This window comes from Virgibacillus doumboii (assembly GCF_902806455.1).
In the GTDB taxonomy this organism is placed as follows: domain Bacteria; phylum Bacillota; class Bacilli; order Bacillales; family Amphibacillaceae; genus Lentibacillus; species Lentibacillus doumboii.
Genome location: NZ_CADCWQ010000002.1, coordinates 397217 through 413665, shown reverse-complemented (window position 1 = coordinate 413665; position 16449 = coordinate 397217). Strand labels below are relative to the sequence as shown.

Sequence of the window (16449 nt, the reverse complement as noted above, 5' to 3'; positions counted from 1 at the left end):
TGATTTTTTGGATCAGCTTATTATTGGCGGAAAATACACATTATTTTTTGGGTTGCTGATAGCACTGTTGCGCGTTTTGATTGGTTTTCTTGCCGGGATTTTCTTTGCATTTTCATTGGGGAAAAAGGTCCAAAGCTGGATTGAAAAGCTGGCAGACTCCATACACTTCATTCCATTGACAATTATTGCCTATGTATTGCTTCAACCAATTCTGTATGTACCATATAATTCGGAGCCTAACTATACAACACCTGAACGAATTATACTGGAGATCATTATTTTAACCATCTTCGTTATTCCATTAACTACCGCTTTAATCGGCAATGAAATGAAAAGTGTATTGAAAAATGAATTCATTATGAGTGCCAGAACCCTTGGCGGCAGTAAACCGCACATACTATGGCATCATGTATTACCGCATATTGGTCCACGGCTTGCCATCCTCCTGGGACAGCAATTTATTCAGGTATTGCTTATTTTCATCCACTTGGGTGTGTTTTCATTCTTTTTCGGGGGTACGATTTTTGATAAGCCTCCAAGATCGGTATCTAATGAATGGTCCGGATTTATCGGGGCCGCCAAAACCTCCATCTTAGACGACGGGAGTTACTGGTTGGCGATATGGCCGTTAATGGCCTTCATGCTAACCATATTTGCCATGCAGTTCATTATAAAAGGCATAAAAGATGTTCAGCAGCAAAAAATTGGTATTATTACTAAATTACCTAAAAACAAACAAATTAAAAAGACTGAAGCCGATAATAATGATCAGAAGTATGTACCTACTCCCGAGAGCTTTCGGCGGGTCGGCGGTGACTAGAAAAATAGTTTGAATCCTCCATACGTATAGCGGGAGATTCTTTACACAAAGCAAACGGTTACATATAATAAAGATAGTGACTTTTTATTTGGGGGAGGATACTGATGAGTGAGATAAAAGAGGGTGCCCTGCTTTGGGAACCCGATGAAAAACGTAAAGAAGATTCCAATATCTATAACTATATGAAATGGCTGAAACAGCATAAAAACCTGCATTTTGATGATTACCATTCCCTCTGGAAATGGTCGACCGAGAAATTAGAGCTTTTCTGGAAATCCATCTGGGAGTATTTTGATATTCAGGCCAAAGAACCATACCAAACCGTGCTGACCACACACAAGATGCCTGGTGCGAAGTGGTTCCCGGAAGCAACCATCAATTACACGGAACATATTTTCAGAGACCGGGATGACAATGAACCAGCTATCATTCATGCCTCCGAAACTAGAAAAAAAGATGAAATAACCTGGGGACAGCTCTACATAGATACTGCCGCCTTCCAGCAGACCCTCATAAAAATCGGTGTAACAAAAGGTGACCGGGTTGTTGCCTATGCAGCTAATATTTACGAAACGGTTGTTGCATTTTTGGCAACCGCAAGCCTAGGTGCGATTTGGTCGAGTGCATCACCTGACTTTGGTACACAGAGTGTTATCGATCGTTTTAAGCAAATCGAGCCGAAAGTGATGATTACGGTTGATGGGTACAGCTACGGCGGAAAAGAATTCAATCGAATGCCAGTGGTTGAAAATATCCAGTCAGAACTGCCGACACTGGAAGCAACAATCGCCATTCCTTATTTAAAAGAAGACCCGGATTTCGGTAGCCTAAAAAATGCTATAGAGTGGAAAGATGCCGTAAAATCGAACGGAAAACCTGAATTAACATACGAGCATGTGCCATTCAATGACCCGCTATGGGTATTATTCTCATCCGGCACAACCGGCAAGCCAAAGCCAATCGTGCAAAGCCAGGGAGGTATTTTGCTGGAACACCTGAAGGCACTTACCTTCCATGTTGACCTTGGAAAAGGCGAACGGTTTTTCTGGTTCACGACGACCGGCTGGATGATGTGGAACTTCCTTGTCGGCGGATTGCTCACTGGAAGTGCGATTATTTTATATGACGGAAACCCGGCTTACCCGGGCAAAAAAATGCTCTGGAAGTTCGCACAGGATACGAAAATGACCGTGTTCGGCACAAGTGCAAGTTACATTACCGCCTGCATGAAGGATGAAAGTCTGGTGCCTGGTGAGGAGTTTGACCTTACACATCTAAAAAGTATCAGTTCAACCGGCTCACCGCTTCCGCCTGAGGGATTCCAGTGGTGCTATGACAATGTTAAAAAGAATCTATGGATTGCCTCGGCAAGCGGGGGAACCGACGTGTGTACAGCCTTTATCCTTGGTGCTCCAACATTGCCGGTATACGCAGGTGAACTGCAGTGCCGCGGACTCGGTGCAAAAATAGAAAGCTTTAATGATGATGCACAGCCGCAGATAGAAGAAGTCGGTGAACTGGTACTAACTGAGCCATTCCCTTCCATGCCGATTTATTTTTGGAATGATGAAGATGGCAGCCGTCTGCATGACAGTTATTTTGATGTATTTGAGGGGATCTGGCGTCACGGGGATTATTTGAAGATTACCGACCGGCATACTTGTGTTATTTACGGACGGTCTGATGCAACGATTAACCGCGGCGGCATCCGCATTGGCACCAGCGAAATTTATCGTGCTGTCGACCATGTCAAACAGGTGGCGGATAGCCTGATTGTTGATATACCAGGAAATAATGGTGACTCTTATACACCGTTATTTGTCACGATGCAGGATGGCGAGGAATTGACTGAGGAAATTCAAAAAACCATCAAAAAGGAAATAAAGGAAAAATGCTCTCCACGCCATATCCCAACTGGAATCTATCAAGTGCCTGGCCTGCCAACAACATTGAATGGCAAGAAACTTGAAATCCCGGTTAAGAAAATATTGATGGGAAAATCTATTGAGAAAGTCGTTAATAAAGGATCGCTGAGCAATCAGGAGTCGTTGGATTATTTTATAGAATTTGCGGAAAAGCGGTTTGAACGAAAGTAATGATAAAAAACGCACAGGAAGTTGATATCCCTGTGCGTTTTTCACTCTTTTGCTCTCCGATTATTTATTGCATCCTCACAATCCGCTTTATAATTTAAGCAAATACCACTGTAACTTTACCCTCTTTTTTGGCGGTTTCCAGGCAACTGTTGATGAACTTTAACATCTCATTTCGGTGCCACACGATAAATTCCGGATTTCCGCGCATAACGAAATCTTCTTCTTTTAATTTCTTATATGCAGCCAATGCCTTTTTAACCCGGGGCAATGACATTTCGACAGCTTGACCGGATCCGCTGACACCTGCATGAAATTCATTCGCATCAAATAAATCGTAGAATAAATTGGAGTTCGCATCCCACATTGTAAAGCGAACATAGCCGACTTCTTTTCTTGCTTTATTGTATGAAGCTATATCGTGTCCTATTTCGAACCACTCCTTGTGTAGATAATATTGGAAATAACATGTAACTGGAAAGAATAATGATGAACTAGTTGCGGGACCTCTATAAATTGAATCTAGTAACGTGGTAATGAAGTGTTTGTTTGAGTTTAAACTACTGAAAGGTAAAAAGAAGTTTTCGTTTGTGGTATAAAGAGAAGCAATTAATGCAGAGAGCAAATATGTAGATAATGCAAAGTAATAATACAATACTTCAGTTTAATTGTCAAATAAATCTAACATTTATTTTATAGTTGTCTATTTATCTTCCCGCCCTAGTTATCTTTAATAATATGCTAAATTATTTCACCTCTGTCTGTTTAGCGAATTCCACTTATTCTTATGTGATAGTTTTTTCAATATTGCTTTATCAGGTAATACTTGCTATATTTAAATAAATTATGAGATTTAAAGGAGGATTGCAAAATGACGCAGTTGGATAAAAACAAAAAATATACATTGGGTGAGTTTATACAATATGTTAAAGAGGAGGAGCGCGCTGAATTACATGAAGGTACCCCTGTTTTTATGGCACCAGCTTCTTTCCAGCATGAAAACATCATTATGAATTTGGGTAGAGAATTTGGGAACGCACTTAAAGGAAAATCATGTTACATATTTGGAAGTAATCTTCAAGTTATCTTTCCATTTGAAAATAAAAATAAAGGAAAAAACGATGTTGTTGTATTACCCGACATTTCTATTGTATGCGATAAAAATAAATTGCATAATAATAGTTGTTATGGAGCACCGGATTTAATTGTCGAAGTATTATCTCCCAGTACATCCAGAAATGACCGTCTGCTGAAAAAGAATTATTATGAAAAGGCTGGTGTCAAGGAATATTTAATTGTTGGTCATAAATATAGAAGTATTGAAAAATATGTATTAAATGACGGGGCATTTGTACTTGAAAATATTTATGATCAGGAAAATAAAGTATTTTATTCATCCATTTTTCCTGACATCTCATTTTCAACTGATGAGATATTTTCATTTTTGGACTAAATCAACATATGCCAAGTTTCCCATAGCTACTTATCCGGCCTCGCCCAAATCATCTGAATAATATCTGACCAATGACTTTGTGTACGGTCAATTTCCAGGCACGATTTCTCAACCATATCAATAATATTCCGGTCACAATGACATCCGGTAAATTTAATAAATAACGGATCAACCATTTTTTGTGTTCGTGACAGGAGCACCTTCGAACTGATGCCATGTTCCATCAACAGTACTCTGCCGTCTTTTTTGCACCAGTTATTGAAATTGTTTAGTACAGTAACAGGGTTTGGGTAGCCGCACATGGTTAATGTTGAAACAATACAATCAAATGAATCATCTTCAAACTGCAGTTCCTCAACATCCTTTTGCAAAAGTTTTATATCAAGCTTACAGGCTAAAGCGGTTTGTTTTGCACTTTTAATCATCTCCGGACTGAAATCAACCCCTGTAACCTGAACATTTTCACGATTGTAAAACGGGAAATTCGACCCGACTCCAACACCAACTTCCAAAACCTTGCCATGAGCATCATTTAATATTTCTGTACGCCACTTGGCCAGTGTATGGTTGGTATCAAGTGTGCGCTTATACTTATTTACATGCTTATCATATTTTTTAATTAGCTTATCTTTGTCCATTTATTCACTTCCAATCTCTGATTTAATACTGTCCCATCTATTCATACCAGGCCTTCACAGGTCTGTCCTCAGGATACCCAACCTTTTCCCGATATCTTTTTCGTTCTTCCGTAAAATCAAACCATTGTACATCAGGATTCGGAGCATTTGCATAGCTGACTACACAGCGGATCTGATCTTCCACACAACTGTCGGTCCACACTCCTAATCGTTTTTCCAGCTTATCAAGCAATTTAGCACCGTTCTTATTTTTTATTTCTTCCATAGAAAAAATATTTAACTGATAAACAAGCTTTTCTGCCAATTTATGTCCAATGGAAGGGACTAGTTGAAATTCAGCCAGTCCCAGCAGTTCTTTTGCCCTTTCATTTGGAACGTTTAATATTTCAATTAATTGTTCGACACGCTGCGTATGTATCTCGCTGATTTTTAGTTTTGCCTTTCTTAGTTTGGCTTTTTCATTGGGCGTCAGCGGCAATTTTGGATTAGACATGTTTATCGAAACTCCTTCTTATTTTTGCTGAATAAGACCAAAGCCTACACCGGCAGGATCGACTAAATACGCTAAGAAAAATTCATCGAACTCCATTTTATCCCGCACTACCATTGCGCCATTTTTCTTTGCCTTAGCGATAGTGTCATCAATAGAATCCACTTCAATCTGAATGCGTGTACCATGTGGAAAATCACTGGGACCTTTACTTATTCCGCCACTGACTCCGTTGCCTTTCTCCATTGATACTGGCCAGTAACCCCATTGAGGATCAGAAGTCTCCCATCCGAACACCTCAGAATAAAACTTTACCGCCTTTTCCGGATCCTGACTGCTGATTTCAAATCCTGCAACTTTTCCCATTTTTATACCCCACTTCCCTTTATTCGTACATTTCAAGAATTATTTCTTTGCGTGGAATGGATGATTTTTTTAGTTTATTAATATATCTATCAAAGTCATATGGAACATGCTTCTGCGAGACATTGAATCCTTGCTCGTCAAAGTCAATAATCCCATAACGGGCATAAGGCTGATTGTAGCAACCGAGAGAGCCTGGGTTGTAAAACATTTTTTCATTATATACTAACTGGGTGCTGTCATGGTCATGCCCAAAACAAATCAATGAAAAATCATCCAATCCATCTATTACGCTGAAATTCTCTTGAGAAGGTAAACCAGTGTAATCAAAAGGATCATCACTGATATGTTTGTGATAGTATGATTGCTTTATCGGATAATGGGTCAAATGCAGGTTTTGTTCATTGATGGTAGGATTTATGATGCGAGGAAGCTTTTCCAGCACGGCCTTGTTTTCTTTGCTGAGCCGTTCCGCAATCCATTCGTGGTGAGTTATAACATCTAACCTTCTTTTGGAATAAGGTTCATTGTTAAGAAGCGCTAAAATGGCTTCATCATGATTACCGGTAATCATTTCAAGATTATCCTTATCCAGCAAAGCATCAAAAATTTCATTAACAAAAGGGCCAATGCCAATCATGTCTCCCAAACAATAGACAAAATCCACGGACTTATTTTTCATATCATTTAACACTGCATTCAGTGCGTAAATATTTCCATGGATATCTGTTATTACAGCGATTCTGTACATCTTAATCCCCTGCGTATCCGAACGAATGAAGCAGTTTATATCTATCTACTGCAAGTACACCTTTCCAGTATCTTCGTGCAACAGGGAATTCTTCAGGATAGCTCCCCCAATTCCAGGAAATATCCCATGTACCGTCCTCAGCTATTTGGGCAATGTAAAATTGCAGGTTTTTTTCAATCAGATCCGCTCCAAATCTTTCGTACAGAGGATCATCAGGACTATCCACAAAATCCAATGGAAGCGGTTTGTATCCTGTTGACCATGATGATACATCTTTATCAACACACTCTTCAGCAAGCGTCATAACCTTTTCTGACACATCGTCCAATGAATAGTTCATTTTTGAATTAAACTTACTTTCAAAAGGCGTCATTATGTTGGCCAGCTGTTGAAAATTATTAATTTCATGCTTGCCCATACTATCGCTGTTCATTACATGGTTCACGGCATTTTCAGTGACTTCCCATCCAATTCGGGCAGTTTCACTGTCTTCTGGTGACCAATGAACAAGAAAAGCAGCCAACTCCGCACTGGGATTATACATCCAATTCTTTTGAACTCCTTCTTTCCAATGCCACCATGGTGCGTGTGGATGGTCATTGTTTTCCGGAAGCACGGATAGCCACAAACCAGCATCTTTTTGATAATTATTTTCCAAATACGAAAGCATGGATATTACAACTTGTTCGTTGGAATCGACCCCGATTTCCATTAAAATTTGCCCCGCTGCCCATGTAGCCATTGGCGAGGAATGCGGTGACCAAAAATCAGGTTCAATCCCATTACCAAAACCGCCGTCATCATTTTGAAAAGCTGATAAATATTGAATGACCTTGTCACGTGAAGCACCTTCGAAAAAATACTCCCATCTTGCACATTCTAATGGACGTGCATTTCGTCTTATCCATTCACTTGTTTTGTAGAATGTTTGATTTGATAGTTTCAAAAAATCCTCCTCCTTACTTCGCCTCCCATTCACGGCGCAAAACTCCAAAGATAAGCATGTCTTCAGGCTCGCTATCACGGATTAAGTATTCCCTGTGTCCGCCCTCATGCTTAAACCCACATTTTTCATAGGCCGCAATAGCCCGTTTATTGCTCTCAAACACGGATAATTGAACACGATGCAGATTTAACTCCCTGAATGCAAATCCCAGAGCCAATCTAAGAATTTCCTGGCCATAGCCTTTATTCCAGTTCGCTTTGTCACCGATCCCGAGTGCCAGCCAGGAATTTCGGTTTGCCCAGTCAATTTCATCCAATGCTATAAAGCCAATCAACTCATCTGATTCCAATGTTCGTACAGCAAACAGAAATTCATTGTTCTTCTGTTTTTTCACGTACCATTCTTTTAATTCTTCTACTGTTTTTGGAAAAGCAGGAGAAGTATCCATCAACCGCATGAACTCCTCATCTTGATACCATTGTTCCAACACAGGTAAATCTGCTTCTTTAAATCTAGTTAGTCTTGTTTTACTTCCCGTCAGTAATTTCACTTTTTTCTCTCTCCCTGTCTTATTTCGCTGTCAAAATTCCACATAAAACGGCTGAAGTTCCTCTTTCAGGCAATATTCGATACGGTGACTGAAATTTTTCCACGTAACCATTTCCAGAGCGGTTTCAATCGGAAAATATCCCACCTCAAGTGCTTCCTCAGTCGTCGTTAACTCGCCACCAGTCGGCTTTGCCAAAAATAAGGTATTGCAGATGGACTTTTTTACATTCTGGAACACGCCGCAAAATTTTGTAACTTCAACATCCACACCGCATTCTTCTTTCGTTTCCCGGATTGCGGCTTCTTTCAATGATTCCCCCTCTTCCACTTGTCCGCCAGGCATTTCCCAGCCCCTTCTTGGTCCTTTTATTAATAGGAGTTCATTTTTTTCATTTAGAATGATTGTAGCTGCTGATACAATATGCTTTGGTGGTGCAATCATACGGTAACCCCCAATAAATCTAATGCTCTCTTGTAATCCAAATCAATTTCGATATGCTCGGGCGTCCATGGAATGTACATATCCGGCTGAATCCCAACGCCGCTCATTCCTTTTCCTTCATCAACGATGGAAAGTTTAGATGTCGGATACCAAAGTTCGAACGTGTCCCTCCAACGCATTATTGCAAGATTGGAATAATCATTTAATCCTAATGTTGGTCTGCCGATTACAGTAACCTTGGACGAGTTTTTACATACTTCCACAAAAGAGTCCCCCGAACTCCCGCAGTATACATCGGTCAGCAGGATCACCTTTTCGGGACCGGATTTTGTTTTTAACAGGAAATCCTCACCTGACTTTCCAAAATCAATGTCAACAAAGCCTTTACCTCTATGTTTCTCCATTTCATTTATTAAAGATTCTATTTGATTACGGGACGTTTCGTCGTCTACAGAGGATAAAACACCATGCAGCATCTCTCGTCGAAGGTCTACATTCCGGTCTGTACAGTTTGTGAGCATTACTCCTTCATCAAAGCTTGTCAGATCTATTTCGTCGCCTTCAAACAAATAAGGCAGCAGTTCAAAATACGCCAGATCACTTCCGCCCTTGTTAACACGCACATCAATAATTAAATTCTCTCGGGAAGACAACAAATCGTCGTTATCCTTTATCAGGCTGGATATTTCTGCATGATTCATAAAATCTGTCAGTTTCATATACAATAAACTCTCAGATATTTTCCGGATAGAATATTCCGGGATAAACGCTTCTTTATCGTATTTACTTAGTGGAAGGTTAAACGTATTACCGGACTCATCTTTTACAAGGGCATTTTGATAAAGCGGCAGGATTCCACTCCAATTCTCCCTTTCTGCCTTTGTTTCCATCAATCTTCTTTTATGTACTCCTGCTAGTTCGGAAATTCCTTTTCCATCAAGCTCTGAAATCGAAAACCCCGGTTTTACTTTGGTTTCCTTTTCGGCGGATACGACATAAAGCAGATCCTCATACCTTCTAACTGAAAATCCAACATCTTGTACAGGCTTTTCTGATTGTGCAGCATTTCTAAAGGTCATATGCAAGTCCTTAAAGTCCAACAAATAGTCCTGTACTATTTCCGTGAACTTTTCATCAGTCATGTTATCTTGTTCTAAAATTATCTTATTTCGAAAAAATTCAGGATTATCCTGACCCTTTTTATCCATACATCCCGAGTAATCATTGTGAAGGATGCTGACAATTTCATTAAAAATCTCTAAGTACATTAGATCTCTCCTATGTTGTTATAGTGCTTCTTTTCTGGAAATGTTATTAGATCATCTAATTTCGATTGCAAAGTATTTCACTTCCTTAGTATATAAGGTGCCAAGTACTTTTCATTAACTGAAGCTTTTAATTCGTCTGGTATTTGGATGTAGTTTTCTGCCAGACCTGATTCCATCCACGTAACTTCTTCAATTTCCTCAGGATAAGTGATTTTAATTTCTCCGCCAGTAATTTTTCCAACGAAGTTAAAGAAAACTGCTTGATGTCCCCTCTTTTCAAAGAATGCCTCACACACTGACAGAATGCCGTTTACCTCCACATCCAATCCGGTTTCCTCTTTAACTTCACGAATGGCTGCTTGTTCAAGTGTCTCACCATGCTCTACCGCACCACCGGGAAGTGTGTAGTATGAATTAGCTTCGCCTTTGTTTTTCACCATCAAGATACTTTCATTACTTTTGTCAAACAAAAGAACATATACGACATCCACTCTTTTCAAACACGTCACTCCCTGGTAGATTACATTTTTAACGAATCACGCTTTTCCAAATGCTCTGTACAATTATGCAAATTACAATCCCACCCGTCCTCACGCTTTACAAGGCAAGTTAACGAGGTATTATTCAGGGATTCTTCCATACCCGATTCAGGCATAAGTTCGTTTAATAGGTATTTAATGAATGCACCATGACTGACAATCAATACATTCTCACCGACATGTTTTTTATTGATTTCTTCCATAAACGAAATCCCTCTGGAAATAATGCGTTCACTCGTTTCGAATTCCATATCCAGTTCACGCCAGTTGGGTCCCCACTTTTGAACCCTTTCCTCCTCTGTCGTCCCCTCTATAAGTCCGCCGCTTCGTTCACGGAGTCTCGGATCCAAATGTAACTGGGCACCGATTTTTTCAGTTAAAATCTCTGCCGTTTGCTTTGCCCTCAAAAGGTCACTGGAATACACAACATCCCATTCACCGGTCTTCATTCGATCAGCAAGTAAGCGAGCCTGGCTCAGTCCTTCTTCATTCAATGGTATATCAGAACTCCCCTGTGCTCTTCCTTCTTTATTCCAATGTGTTACCCCATGACGAACAAATCCGATTTTGGTCATAAACGACACTCCCAAGGAAAATATTTTAAAAACGCTAGTTTCATATTAACATAATTTTGCTGTATGGAATCATAATTTTCTGAAACAATTAACCAATAAAAATATCAGTTTCGAACCCGATAATGCATCCAAACCGCTCCTTGGTCTCCAACAGGTTTCGTATCAATGAGTTCCAGTGAAGCAGCATTCTCAATTGACTCCAAATCCTCACAATCTAGTATTGTAGGAGTATTTGTTCCGCCGATAGCAAGCGGGGCAACGACCAAACTTATTTCATCAATTAAACCCGCTCTAAGTAAGGCTCCATTAATAGAACCTCCTCCACTTAGTCCAATTTTTCGGAATCCAGACTGATACAATTTGTTTAATGCTTCATGTAAATCAATATGTTCACCATTTCCCGCTTTGAAATAGGTGATATCCTTATCTTCCAGCTGCTTAATATATGTTGGATTTACATCCTCTCTCGTTACAACGATAAGTCCCTCGGTTTGAGCCCAATTAATTCGTCCTCTGCCGTCAAAAACGATATACGCCTTTGATTTTTTCGGTTGATAGATTGGCTCCTGCAAGTCAACCCAATCATTTCCATAAACAATAAGGGTTTCACTTCCCGAGAGTAACGCATCACAATTTAATTCATCATATAGTTGGTGTGTAATATCATTTGCACCGCCGTCCAGTCCTTTTGCCGTCCACTCGGTCACATTACGATTAGGTGCGGTTGTGATTCTGCCGTCCATCGACGAAAAAACGTTCATAATTACCTTTGGCCTGTTTATCATTCCTCATCACCTCTTATGTATATTTGCTTATCATTATAGAGAGTTGTAAAAATTAATGTCAGTGTTTTTTAATTTAAAATAAACTGGTCAGCGACCTATTCCTCAGCATATCTATAAAAACCTCCAGAGCCATGGTCCTGAAAGGTGATTTTGTTATAAAGAAAAATTCTCTCGAAAATGGAAATCCTTCTATATTAAGCATTTTTAAATCCCCATTGCGCAGCTCTTTTTGTATAGCCCACTGCGATAACAACGTAATCCCTAATCCTGCTTCCACTGACTCCTTGATTGGTTGTGTACTGCTGAAGGTCATTTTTCTGGAAGGGGAAATGTCGAAACGCTGAAACATTGTATCTGTTGCTTCCCTCGTACCGGATCCGACTTCACGAACAATCCATTTTTCTTTCTCCAGCTGCTGAATTTCGACATTTTCCTTCCCTTTTACCAAAGGATATTCAGGGGAGGCGACTACAAACATGTCATCGTTGGCAAATTTTTCAATAGTCAACTGTTGTTCTTTTAAATGTCCCTCAACAATGCCGATATCCAGTTGGTGTTTGGAAACCAAGTCGGCAATATCGGCTGTATTTCCAATCGTAACTGTGGGCTTAATATCCGGATAAGTTTCCTCTAAACCTGCAATAATACGTGGGAGAACATACTCGCCAAATGTATAACTGGCTCCAATCGAAAGTGGTCCGCCAGCCTTGTTAGTTAAATCATCGACAAGGTTCTGCATCGTTGTATAAAGCCCAAGAATTTCTTTTGCATGATGGTAAACAATGTCGCCGGCTTTATTTAAACGGACATATTTATTGGTACGTTCCAAGAGCCTTGTGCCAATGCTTTCTTCAAATGTACGAATATATTGGCTTACGGCTGGCTGTGTCATATGTAAATCTTCAGCTGCCCTCGAGAAGTTCTTATTCTCTGCAACAGATACGAATACTTGCAGATGCTGATCCATTCAAAACACCCCTATTATAATAGTTACTTATGATTACTATAATAATGATTTATTTCTCTTATAGCAATCTATCCCTTAATCTAATTATAGGGAGGTTTACGTGATGTCACATATCATTAAAAACCGTTCAGCAACAGTAAACTGGATTGTTGGAGTTGCATTTACCTTTTTTATTGCATTATTGGGTTATTTACTTGCGATGGTACCCGGGTTTGATCATGTCGGCCAATTGGCATGTGCCATTATAATCGCAATCATTTACCGGCAATTTTTTGGGTACCCGGAAGCAATACGGGCAGGAATTGGCTTTTCATCAAAACGTTTACTGCGGACGGCTATTATTTTATACGGATTAAAATTAAATATCGATGTTATTTTAAATGATGGATTAGGCTTGCTTGCCCGTGATGCAGGCGTTATTCTGTTTGCCATTCTTCTGACAGTCTGGCTGGCAAAAGTATTTAAGGCGAATAAAACCATTTCGCTGTTATTAGGTGTCGGGACCGGCGTTTGCGGAGCTGCGGCAATTGCAGCAGTGGCACCGATTGTAAAATCAAAGGATGAAGACACCGCGATTGGAGTCGGCATTATTGCTCTTGTTGGTACGGTTTTTGCGATTGGCTATACGATTTTACGACCGTTCCTGCCAATGACTTCCGTTGAATACGGTACGTGGGCGGGATCCAGCCTGCATGAAGTCGCCCATGTTGCACTCGCTGCAGCACCCGGCGGGGAAAATGCACTGGCAATTGCTCTGTTGGCAAAACTGGGGCGTGTATTTTTGCTTATTCCGTTGTGCTTTATTTTAATCTATATTATGAAGCGGAGAAATAAAAACTCGGAACAGGTCGAAACAAAAATCGAATTCCCATGGTTTCTGATCGGATTTATCATTCTGAGTTTATTAGGAAGTTATGTGTTTGGCCATTCGATTCCAGTTTCTGATGGAGTCATGAATGCCGTCTTCGGTATCACAAACTGGCTGCTGACCGCCGCAATGGTGGGTCTCGGACTTAATGTCAGTCTTCGTGATTTACGGACAAAGGCAATGAAACCACTAATGGCGATGGGAATTACGTCTGTATGCCTGTCGGTTATCGTTTATTTCATTGTGTAGGATTAAGGCTGCTTTCCTGATTGGATTGCGGCTTTATAAATACTTACAATCATTCGTCCCGTTTAAAATTGAGTCAGTACTCAATAATACTTTCCTGACTCCTATAAATATCATATAATAAGATAAAGTAATGGCTGAAATGGAGGTAATGGTGGCATGAAGAAGCTAAAAGGAAATGCAGCTGAAATTATGAAAAACATTATCCACGATGAAGAGTCTGTTTATGAAATAGATGGTAAGAGATATCACCTTGCTGTAATTGAGGAACCTGAGACTACAATACAAGAAGATATTGAATCCGCCCCCGAACTGGAAGGTAAATTGAGACAGGCAAAAAAAGACATATCGAGCGGAAATGTATACTCAACCGATGACGTTTTAAAAATGATTGATCAAGGTGATCTATAATTGGAAATAAAATGGACCAATCAGGCTTTAGAAGGATTCAATAATATTCAAAGTCAATATTTCACTACTGCAGAGACAAAAGAATATAAGAAAACTTTAACAATTAGGATTCAGGAAAAAATTTCTCTACTAGGTACAAGCCTAAAAGTAAACGATCCAATCTGGAAAAGCAGTTACAAAGTAATTATCGACAAGTATACAGTTTACTATTCATTTTCAGAAGACAGGAAAACCTGTAATATAGAGTACTTTAAACACTCCGGACAAAATCAATAGCCGGGAATGATAGTAGACAGAAATATCTTTTCCCGGCTATTTTTATAAAACACCCTCTGGTATTACCCCTTAATCTTTCAATTTCAACCGCTGCTCTTCAATCACATATTTATAATCAGCCACCCGTTCGACAAACCGCCGATCATGTGAAACCAGAAGTACCGTTCCCTGATAAGCTTTCAAGAACTTCTCCAAAGCTACGATGCAATCGACATCCAGAAAATTCGTCGGTTCATCCAGAATAAGCACGTTGTATCTTCCCAGAAAAAGCTGACACAGCACAAGGCGAATCGCTTCACCGCCGCTTAATTCACGTACATCTTTTTTAATGTCATTACCGGTAAAGTTCATGGAATTAAGAACAGCCCGAATCCTTCCCTCATTATGATCACTCCTGTTTTTCATATACGAAAGGACTGTTTCTGCCTTATTAAATTGAAATTCCATTTGTTCATATACTCCAAAAGCGACTTTGGGAGACAACTCAATACATTCTCCATGATTTACTATATGCTCGAGAAGCGTCGTCTTTCCGGACCCATTCTCCCCTGTAATTGCAATGGTTGCCCCCAACGGGAATTGAAAACTTGCCTCCTGTAAAAGAAGTTTATCACCAGCATACAATGTCAGCCGGTCTGCCATAACCGGAAGCTTATTATGCAGTTGCAGTGCCTCGGACTGATGAAAATAAAGCAGTTTTTCCTCTTCAGGTGCTTCCACCGCATCAAGTTGTTCTACCCGCTGCTCAATGGCCTTCGCTGCACGCTGTACCGACTTTTGGCTGGTTCCTTTTGATTTTGTCATAAACATTTTGTTGGCTTTTGCCTTTATATCTTTTTTGGATAAATTTTTGTTTGTCTGGGTCACCTTTTTCGCTTTTTCCATCTTCTCATCAGCAGCTTTTAACAGCCTGTTTTTCTCTTTTACGTATAACTCATGCTGTTCCTGCTGCTGTCTTGTTTCCAATTCCTTCTGCTCTTCATAATCCGAATAATTCCCTGTGTACTCGGTAATCTTCCCATCTTTAATTTCCCAGATTTTTGTCACCAGCTGATCCAACAAGTAGCGGTCATGACTCACCAATAGGAAGGCACCATAATAATACTTCAACTGGTCGATTAGAAAATCTGTTCCAGTGCTGTCCAAATGTGTGGTAGGTTCATCAATCAGCATCAATTCATAATACGTTGAAAATAATTGTGCCATCTTTTTTCGTGTTTGCTCTCCGCCGCTCAGCTTTCCAATATCCATATTGGGAACAGCTAATTTTCCAAGCAGTTCATAATCCATCTCACCATCGACAGGTGATGATGTCTGTTCAAAATAACCAATATCAGTGAGACAATGAATATTGCCTTTATTTGGATTAATATCTCCATTCATCAGTTTCAACAACGTGCTTTTCCCTGATCCATTTTTTCCAACAAGCCCAATCCGGTCAAATTGATAAACCGATAATTTCGGAATATCCAGTACCAATTTATCCAAAAATGACACTTCGATGTTCGTTAACTCCAGTTTTAATTGTTCCATATATGTTCCCTCCATAATAAAAAATCACAGACAGCTGCCTGTGATCCGAGGTAAACGGAAGTGGAACAAATCCTGTTGCCAAAAAAATATACTTCCCCAATGAATTTGTTGCATAAAAAATAAAGAAAGGCAGAACGAGCCGCCTTTCTACAACTGACATTTACGTTAATTATAGATTATTAAAAAAGGACAGACTACTCCCGTTTACTCCGCATACACAAGCAGAGCCTTTGAACGTATGAAATTACTTGTTCAAAGTTGGGAAACGCAATCTGATTGAAGCCATTCTTTAATAATCCTCCTTTAATTTCGAATTACAATTTATTATATGAGCGGGCGTGTGAAAAGTCAACTTTGGGTCATGCCCTTCAAAAACCGTACATTATTATTTCCAATAAGCACTTGGCCAATGCCCTATTTTTGCACATCTCTACGA

The 16449-nt window shown here is 39.8% G+C and carries 20 protein-coding genes; 6 read left to right on the top strand and 14 right to left on the bottom strand.

Annotated elements, in window-relative coordinates:
- Positions 1-7 precede the first annotated feature (7 nt).
- Both G6R02_RS18440 and G6R02_RS18435 read left to right on the top strand, forming a co-directional pair.
- Positions 8-820 carry an ABC transporter permease subunit gene (locus G6R02_RS18440; protein ID WP_164670833.1) on the top strand — a complete coding sequence of 271 codons (813 nt, stop codon included), beginning with the start codon at positions 8-10 and terminating at the stop codon, positions 818-820.
- 104 nt (positions 821-924) lie between these two features.
- A complete protein-coding gene (locus G6R02_RS18435) occupies positions 925-2916 on the top strand; it encodes an acetoacetate--CoA ligase (RefSeq protein ID WP_164670832.1) in 1992 nt (663 codons plus the stop codon).
- A gap of 94 nt (positions 2917-3010) precedes the next feature.
- Here the strand turns inward: G6R02_RS18435 and G6R02_RS18430 are convergent, their stop codons facing one another.
- The gene (locus G6R02_RS18430; protein WP_246202661.1) at positions 3011-3280 is read right to left on the bottom strand and encodes a hypothetical protein; all 270 of its coding nucleotides are present in this window, start codon (positions 3278-3280) and stop codon (positions 3011-3013) included.
- 504 nt (positions 3281-3784) lie between these two features.
- On the opposite strand from G6R02_RS18430, the gene G6R02_RS18425 reads away from it, so the two are divergent.
- Positions 3785-4366 (top strand): Uma2 family endonuclease, encoded by a 582-nt coding sequence (locus G6R02_RS18425; RefSeq protein ID WP_164670831.1) that lies wholly within the window; start codon positions 3785-3787, stop codon positions 4364-4366.
- 26 nt (positions 4367-4392) lie between these two features.
- On the opposite strand, the gene G6R02_RS18420 is transcribed toward G6R02_RS18425, so the two are convergent.
- From G6R02_RS18420 to G6R02_RS18365, 12 genes are all read right to left on the bottom strand, one after another.
- Positions 4393-5004 carry a class I SAM-dependent methyltransferase gene (locus G6R02_RS18420; protein WP_164670830.1) on the bottom strand — a complete coding sequence of 204 codons (612 nt, stop codon included), beginning with the start codon at positions 5002-5004 and terminating at the stop codon, positions 4393-4395.
- A gap of 37 nt (positions 5005-5041) precedes the next feature.
- A complete protein-coding gene (locus tag G6R02_RS18415; protein ID WP_164670829.1) occupies positions 5042-5497 on the bottom strand; it encodes a helix-hairpin-helix domain-containing protein in 456 nt (151 codons plus the stop codon).
- 18 nt (positions 5498-5515) lie between these two features.
- Positions 5516-5860, bottom strand: coding sequence for a VOC family protein (locus G6R02_RS18410; protein WP_164670828.1), 345 nt, complete (start codon positions 5858-5860; stop codon positions 5516-5518).
- Between the two features lie 19 nt (positions 5861-5879).
- Positions 5880-6608, bottom strand: coding sequence for a metallophosphoesterase family protein (locus G6R02_RS18405; RefSeq protein WP_164670827.1), 729 nt, complete (start codon positions 6606-6608; stop codon positions 5880-5882).
- A 1-nt stretch (position 6609) separates the two neighbouring features.
- On the bottom strand, positions 6610-7554 hold the full coding sequence (locus G6R02_RS18400) for a prenyltransferase/squalene oxidase repeat-containing protein (protein ID WP_164670826.1): 945 nt from the start codon (positions 7552-7554) through the stop codon (positions 6610-6612).
- Between the two features lie 13 nt (positions 7555-7567).
- On the bottom strand, positions 7568-8104 hold the full coding sequence (locus tag G6R02_RS18395) for a GNAT family N-acetyltransferase (RefSeq protein ID WP_164670825.1): 537 nt from the start codon (positions 8102-8104) through the stop codon (positions 7568-7570).
- A 30-nt stretch (positions 8105-8134) separates the two neighbouring features.
- Positions 8135-8545: an NUDIX hydrolase gene (locus G6R02_RS18390; RefSeq protein WP_164670824.1), complete on the bottom strand. Its 411-nt coding sequence runs from the start codon at positions 8543-8545 to the stop codon at positions 8135-8137.
- Positions 8542-9813, bottom strand: a complete 1272-nt coding sequence (locus G6R02_RS18385; protein WP_164670823.1) for a S41 family peptidase — start codon at positions 9811-9813, stop codon at positions 8542-8544. Before G6R02_RS18385 ends, G6R02_RS18390 begins: the two co-directional genes overlap by 4 nt.
- Before the next feature lie 77 nt (positions 9814-9890).
- Positions 9891-10313 (bottom strand): NUDIX hydrolase, encoded by a 423-nt coding sequence (locus G6R02_RS18380; RefSeq protein WP_164670822.1) that lies wholly within the window; start codon positions 10311-10313, stop codon positions 9891-9893.
- Between the two features lie 20 nt (positions 10314-10333).
- Positions 10334-10927, bottom strand: coding sequence for a histidine phosphatase family protein (locus G6R02_RS18375; protein WP_164670821.1), 594 nt, complete (start codon positions 10925-10927; stop codon positions 10334-10336).
- Positions 10928-11031: 104 nt separating this feature from the next.
- Positions 11032-11712: a RibD family protein gene (locus G6R02_RS18370; protein ID WP_164670820.1), complete on the bottom strand. Its 681-nt coding sequence runs from the start codon at positions 11710-11712 to the stop codon at positions 11032-11034.
- A 73-nt stretch (positions 11713-11785) separates the two neighbouring features.
- Positions 11786-12679, bottom strand: a complete 894-nt coding sequence (locus G6R02_RS18365; RefSeq protein ID WP_164670819.1) for a LysR family transcriptional regulator — start codon at positions 12677-12679, stop codon at positions 11786-11788.
- Between the two features lie 103 nt (positions 12680-12782).
- Here G6R02_RS18365 and G6R02_RS18360 point away from each other — a divergent pair, with 103 nt between their 5' ends.
- The 3 genes from G6R02_RS18360 (at position 12783) to G6R02_RS18350 (ending at position 14480) form a co-directional block, all read left to right on the top strand.
- Positions 12783-13796 carry a YeiH family protein gene (locus tag G6R02_RS18360; protein WP_164670818.1) on the top strand — a complete coding sequence of 338 codons (1014 nt, stop codon included), beginning with the start codon at positions 12783-12785 and terminating at the stop codon, positions 13794-13796.
- Between the two features lie 156 nt (positions 13797-13952).
- Complete coding sequence (locus G6R02_RS18355; RefSeq protein WP_164670817.1) at positions 13953-14204, top strand: hypothetical protein; 252 nt, start codon at positions 13953-13955, stop codon at positions 14202-14204.
- Complete coding sequence (locus G6R02_RS18350) at positions 14205-14480, top strand: hypothetical protein (protein WP_164670816.1); 276 nt, start codon at positions 14205-14207, stop codon at positions 14478-14480. It begins immediately after the preceding gene.
- 69 nt (positions 14481-14549) lie between these two features.
- On the opposite strand, the gene G6R02_RS18345 is transcribed toward G6R02_RS18350, so the two are convergent.
- Positions 14550-16013, bottom strand: a complete 1464-nt coding sequence (locus G6R02_RS18345; RefSeq protein WP_164670815.1) for an Msr family ABC-F type ribosomal protection protein — start codon at positions 16011-16013, stop codon at positions 14550-14552.
- Positions 16014-16449 lie beyond the last annotated feature (436 nt).

Excerpts from the sequence above, each read along its gene's own strand:
- G6R02_RS18385 (WP_164670823.1), bottom strand. The coding sequence starts at position 9,813 with ATGTACTTAGAGATTTTTAATGAAATTGTCAGCATCCTTCACAATGAT.
- G6R02_RS18405 (WP_164670827.1), bottom strand. The coding sequence starts at position 6,608 with ATGTACAGAATCGCTGTAATAACAGATATCCATGGAAATATTTACGCA.
- G6R02_RS18370 (WP_164670820.1), bottom strand. The coding sequence starts at position 11,712 with ATGATAAACAGGCCAAAGGTAATTATGAACGTTTTTTCGTCGATGGAC.
- G6R02_RS18425 (WP_164670831.1), top strand. The coding sequence starts at position 3,785 with ATGACGCAGTTGGATAAAAACAAAAAATATACATTGGGTGAGTTTATA.
- G6R02_RS18435 (WP_164670832.1), top strand. The coding sequence starts at position 925 with ATGAGTGAGATAAAAGAGGGTGCCCTGCTTTGGGAACCCGATGAAAAA.
- G6R02_RS18410 (WP_164670828.1), bottom strand. The coding sequence starts at position 5,860 with ATGGGAAAAGTTGCAGGATTTGAAATCAGCAGTCAGGATCCGGAAAAG.
- G6R02_RS18415 (WP_164670829.1), bottom strand. The coding sequence starts at position 5,497 with ATGTCTAATCCAAAATTGCCGCTGACGCCCAATGAAAAAGCCAAACTA.
- G6R02_RS18430 (WP_246202661.1), bottom strand. The coding sequence starts at position 3,280 with ATGTGGGATGCGAACTCCAATTTATTCTACGATTTATTTGATGCGAAT.
- G6R02_RS18420 (WP_164670830.1), bottom strand. The coding sequence starts at position 5,004 with ATGGACAAAGATAAGCTAATTAAAAAATATGATAAGCATGTAAATAAG.
- G6R02_RS18365 (WP_164670819.1), bottom strand. The coding sequence starts at position 12,679 with ATGGATCAGCATCTGCAAGTATTCGTATCTGTTGCAGAGAATAAGAAC.
- G6R02_RS18360 (WP_164670818.1), top strand. The coding sequence starts at position 12,783 with ATGTCACATATCATTAAAAACCGTTCAGCAACAGTAAACTGGATTGTT.
- G6R02_RS18355 (WP_164670817.1), top strand. The coding sequence starts at position 13,953 with ATGAAGAAGCTAAAAGGAAATGCAGCTGAAATTATGAAAAACATTATC.
- G6R02_RS18345 (WP_164670815.1), bottom strand. The coding sequence starts at position 16,013 with ATGGAACAATTAAAACTGGAGTTAACGAACATCGAAGTGTCATTTTTG.
- G6R02_RS18390 (WP_164670824.1), bottom strand. The coding sequence starts at position 8,545 with ATGATTGCACCACCAAAGCATATTGTATCAGCAGCTACAATCATTCTA.
- G6R02_RS18375 (WP_164670821.1), bottom strand. The coding sequence starts at position 10,927 with ATGACCAAAATCGGATTTGTTCGTCATGGGGTAACACATTGGAATAAA.